This window comes from Marinospirillum sp. (genome assembly GCF_014859565.1).
The window spans coordinates 1-4,357 of the sequence record NZ_JACUUA010000252.1; the positions used below are offsets into that span (position 1 = coordinate 1).

4 protein-coding genes are annotated in these 4,357 nt (G+C 47.6%); 2 read left to right on the forward strand and 2 right to left on the reverse strand.

Translation table 11 applies throughout. The features are described from left to right. A partial coding sequence (locus tag IBX50_RS17655; RefSeq protein WP_292257614.1) for a hypothetical protein occupies positions 1-347 on the reverse strand: 347 nt, incomplete at its 3' end. Positions 348-410: 63 nt separating this feature from the next. Here IBX50_RS17655 and IBX50_RS17660 point away from each other — a divergent pair. Next, on the forward strand, positions 411-578 hold the full coding sequence (locus IBX50_RS17660; RefSeq protein WP_366930749.1) for a hypothetical protein: 168 nt from the start codon (positions 411-413) through the stop codon (positions 576-578). On the opposite strand, the gene IBX50_RS17665 is transcribed toward IBX50_RS17660, so the two are convergent. Continuing rightward, a complete protein-coding gene (locus tag IBX50_RS17665) occupies positions 559-1,893 on the reverse strand; it encodes a hypothetical protein (protein ID WP_292257615.1) in 1,335 nt (444 codons plus the stop codon). The two genes, IBX50_RS17660 and IBX50_RS17665, sit on opposite strands and share 20 nt — an antisense overlap. Positions 1,894-2,066: 173 nt before the next feature. Here IBX50_RS17665 and IBX50_RS17670 point away from each other — a divergent pair, with 173 nt between their 5' ends. Further along, positions 2,067-4,355, forward strand: coding sequence for a class I SAM-dependent DNA methyltransferase (locus IBX50_RS17670; protein ID WP_292257616.1), 2,289 nt, complete (start codon positions 2,067-2,069; stop codon positions 4,353-4,355). Positions 4,356-4,357 lie beyond the last annotated feature (2 nt).

The following is a 4,357-nucleotide window of genomic DNA, read 5'->3' on the forward strand; positions in this document are numbered from 1 at the left end:
GCTTGTCCCTCTTGCCATTCCAGCAACAAGGAACCTTTGCCGCTGCAGGGTTTCAGCAGAGCTTTTTTGCAGGTTTGCACACAACCTTCACTGATCATGGAGATACACAAGGGCAGTTGCAGTCGACAAGCGTGTATCAATCTGGACAAAGCCTTCCAGAACTTTTTTGACTCCCCGCCCGTTATCCCAAGTTCAAGCGCAAGTACGGCAAACAGTCGAGTTACCACTGTACGAGCGTCAGTGCTGGCTCTGGATATGGGTTTGGCAGCAAAGGTCGTGCAAAAGCGCGACTCAAGCTGGCTAAGGCGCATCAGCATCTGGCGAATGCTCGTGCTGATTTTCAGCACAAGCTGTCTCGAACGATTCAGGCACTTGAAGAAGCCGATGCCCTGCTGGTGGTGGGGTCATCATTGATGGTTTATTCCGGTTATCGCTTTTGTCAGCAAGCCAGCCAGATGGGCAAACCCATTGCAGCACTGAACCTTGGCAAAACCCGCGCAGACCCGCTGCTGGATCTGAAAGTGGAAGCGGCAATTGGAACAAGCCTGCAGGAGTTGCTCAGATTATCCTCTCGTTGAATACTTGCTTGTTTTCAAGCTCACGCAAGTGATTCAACCATCGGAATCCAAAAGTTAATGCTGTGACTTCTTCAACCCAACTGTATTCAGGTGTAAAGTCAAACCTCCTTGGCTCAATGCGTGACAAATCTGCAAAGCCATCAAGGTGTTTTTCAAGCCAGCGCAATGCAGCTTGTTCATTATCAATATCAGAGATCAGCCACTTTTCAATCTCGGTTTTGATGGTATCTATGTATCTGCACAAAGTATCTGCCTTGTCAATGATGTCGGCTGATTTTTCTCGCTCAAGGTTTTTGTTGTTCCATATATAGTTAAGGTAATCAATTGCCCAGCTCTTTGTGGATAGCGCATTCGTGTCGTGGTAAACCATCGAAATCAAATTATTTTCAACGATTAGATAGGGGTCGATTTCTGCAGCGACTTCATTAAACAGGTCAATAAATGAGTATGCTTTTTCTATTAGGTTGAGCGTATTTAACTTTATTTTATTAGCTTGGTCGCGCAATTCCGTTTGTTTTTTTGGCATGTAACGATCAAGTTGCGTTGCTTTAAGCAAGTCAGGGTCACCAATTTCATATATCAATTCTAAGAGGCTTTCCTCATCTGCACTGTGCGAACTGCCCGGCCAGCTTAAACAAAAACCTACGGTATGGCTAATGCAGCGCAGTGTATCCAGCGCAAGTTCTTGTGCCTTGCCTTTAGTAAAAATAACTCGCAGTGCAGCATAATGCCCCGCCGGTATCCATTCATCTGCATTGGGGTGTGGTGTCAGAAAACGGTGTTGCGGCCAGCGCTCTGCCAAATGCTGAATAAAGTCATGGTCATGCCTCAGGATTGATCTGGAAATTAAAGTGCTATTGTCTGCTGCCAGCATAACAGGGTCTTCAGCACGCTCCAGCAGTGTCTTGAAAAAAGACTGATTGATATTGTAAGAAAGTTCGAGGGCAGAGTGATAATCAAGATCAAGCGCCCCTATCCAGTCTCTGTCGTCAATGCTGAAGCGCACCGAGCATAAGACATCAATATCGCAGCCTGCCGCAACCAGTAAGGCTGCACACTCCAGCTGTTTGTTAAGTAAAGCTTCTGTTAGCGCATAACCTGTTTTTACAAGATTTCCAGTGTAATCAAATGCCTCAAACCCGCGATCCAGCTGCTTTCGCCCTGTTTCATTGATTAGCCATTTAAGTGTTTCAGAATCGCCGAGTGCTGCAGCTGCCATCAAGGGCGTATAGCTTTCGTTACTGTCGATACACTCCATTGCTTCACGTACCTGCAAGGGGAGTCTATCCCAGATATGATCCCATTCAATTTGCACTGATTGCCACCTTAAAGTCTGAAAGCCATTGTCGGACTATACCACTACGCAAAGCTGATTCAATGCTCTTGTGGCTTTTCATCCATGGGTAATGTCATCCTGCGGCTACTGTTACCATTCTTGTATTCGGGTACAATCACTTGCAATTCAGACAAATACCAATAGAAGCCAATATGACGGACAATAATTTCTCTCAAACTGCAGCCTTTATCTGGTCGGTGGCTGATCTGCTGCGCGGTGACTTCAAGCAGTCACAATATGGACGTGTGATCCTGCCATTTACCTTGCTGCGTCGCCTTGAGTGTGTGCTGGAACCAAGTAAAGAGGCGGTTGTTGCCGAGTACCAAAGAATCCAGTCGATGAACTTGCCGGAAGACGCACAGGAAAAATTCCTGCTGCGTGCCACAAAAAACCTGTCTTTCTTCAACACCTCGCCCATGAGCCTGGGCAAGATGGGGCAAAGCGACATCAAGGCCAACCTTGAAAAGTACGTGCAGTCCTTCTCCAGGGATGCACGCGAAATTTTTGAACACTTCAAGTTTGATGAGTTTGTGGGGCTTCTGGAAGATGCCAATCTGCTTTTTAAGGTAGTAAAAAAATTCGCCACCACCGACCTAAGCCCCAAAAGCATTTCAAACCATGACATGGGGCTGGTTTTTGAAGAGCTGATCCGCCGTTTTGCCGAATCCTCCAACGAAACAGCGGGTGAGCACTTTACCCCACGAGACATCGTGCGCCTGACTACCGCGCTGGTATTTATGGAAGACGATGATGCACTCACCAAAGATGGCATTATCCGCACCATCTATGACCCCACAGCGGGTACAGGCGGATTCCTGTCATCAGGCATGGAATACCTGCATGAACTCAATCCCAAAGCAGTGATGCGCGCCTTTGGACAGGAGCTGAACCCTGAGTCCTACGCAATCTGCAAGGCGGATATGTTAATCAAGGGGCAGGATGTCAGCCGCATCAAGCTGGGCAACACCCTGTCAAAGGATCAACTGGCTGATGATAAATTTGACTATATGCTCTCCAACCCGCCCTTTGGCGTGGATTGGAAAAAGATAGAAACTGAAATCAAAAACGAGCACGAACACAAAGGCTTTGCCGGGCGCTTCGGTGCTGGTATACCTCGTGTTTCTGACGGATCACTGCTGTTCCTCATGCACTTGATCAGCAAGATGCGTGATAAGAATACACAGGATGAACAGTTGGCTGATGGCAGTCGCATCGGCATTATTCTTAATGGCTCACCACTGTTCACAGGTAATGCGGGTAGTGGTGAAAGCGAAATTCGCCGTTACATATTGGAAGCAGACCTGCTGGAAGCGATTGTGGCGCTACCAGCTGATATGTTCTACAACACCGGCATTGCAACCTATGTCTGGGTACTCAGTAACAAAAAAGATCCGCAGCGCAAAGGTAAGGTACAGCTGATTAACGCTGCCAACCTCAGCAGCAAAATGAAAAAATCACTCGGTTCTAAACGCCATTTCCTCACCGATGATGAAATCCGCGCCATTACCCGAAGTTTTGGTGAGTTTGCTGCAACTGAAATACTGACAGAAAGCGGCAAGCTACTCACAGCCAGGATTTTTGATATCCACGAATTTGGCTACCGCCGCCTGACTATTGAGCGGCCATTACGCCTGTCAGCACAAATCACCGATCAAGCGATTGAAACCCTGCGTTTTGCACCCAAGCCTTTTAATGCCGTTATGCAAGTGATCTACGAGCAGTTTGGTAGCCAGTGGACAGCCGATACTTACGGCCAGTTAGAGGAAGTGGAAGCCGAAGTTCGTGCCTTGATTAAAGCTGATTTTGCTGAGCTGAAAGAAAAGCACATTAAAGATGTGCTGGATAAAACACTCTGGCTTAGCCAGCAGGCGCTGATGCAGGATGCCAAAGCGCTACAGTTTGCCGTTGGTGATACACAAGGCGGCAAGCAGCAAGCCTCCCACGACTTCAATCAGTTTCAGAACACCCTGAAGGCGGCATTTAAGGCCACCGGCATCAAGTTTGATGTCAGGCAGAAAAAACAGTTTATTGATGCAGTCACCTGGAAAAACCCGGATGCTGAACCGATCATCAGCAAAGTGCACAAAGAACAGGCACAGCCCCTGTATGGCACATTTAACTACAAGGGCAAGGTGGTGCAGTTTGAACAGGATGGAGAACTGAGAGATAACGAAAACGTACCTCTTGATCCTAGGGCAGCCAACGCTGACCTGATCGAAAGCTACTTTAAGCAAGAAGTGCAGCCCCATGTAGCGGATGCCTGGATAAATGCCGACAAACGTGATGAAAAAGATGGCGAAATAGGTGTTATCGGTTATGAAATCCCCTTTAACCGGCATTTTTATGTGTATCAGCCGCCGCGCCCACTGGACGTTATTGATGCCGACCTGGATGCAGTAAGCGCCGAGATTATGCAACTGTTGCAAGAGGTACACTCCTGATG

Bases quoted from the DNA above. Each gene is read 5' to 3' on its own strand.
- IBX50_RS17670 (WP_292257616.1), top strand. From the start codon at position 2,067: ATGACGGACAATAATTTCTCTCAAACTGCAGCCTTTATCTGGTCGGTG.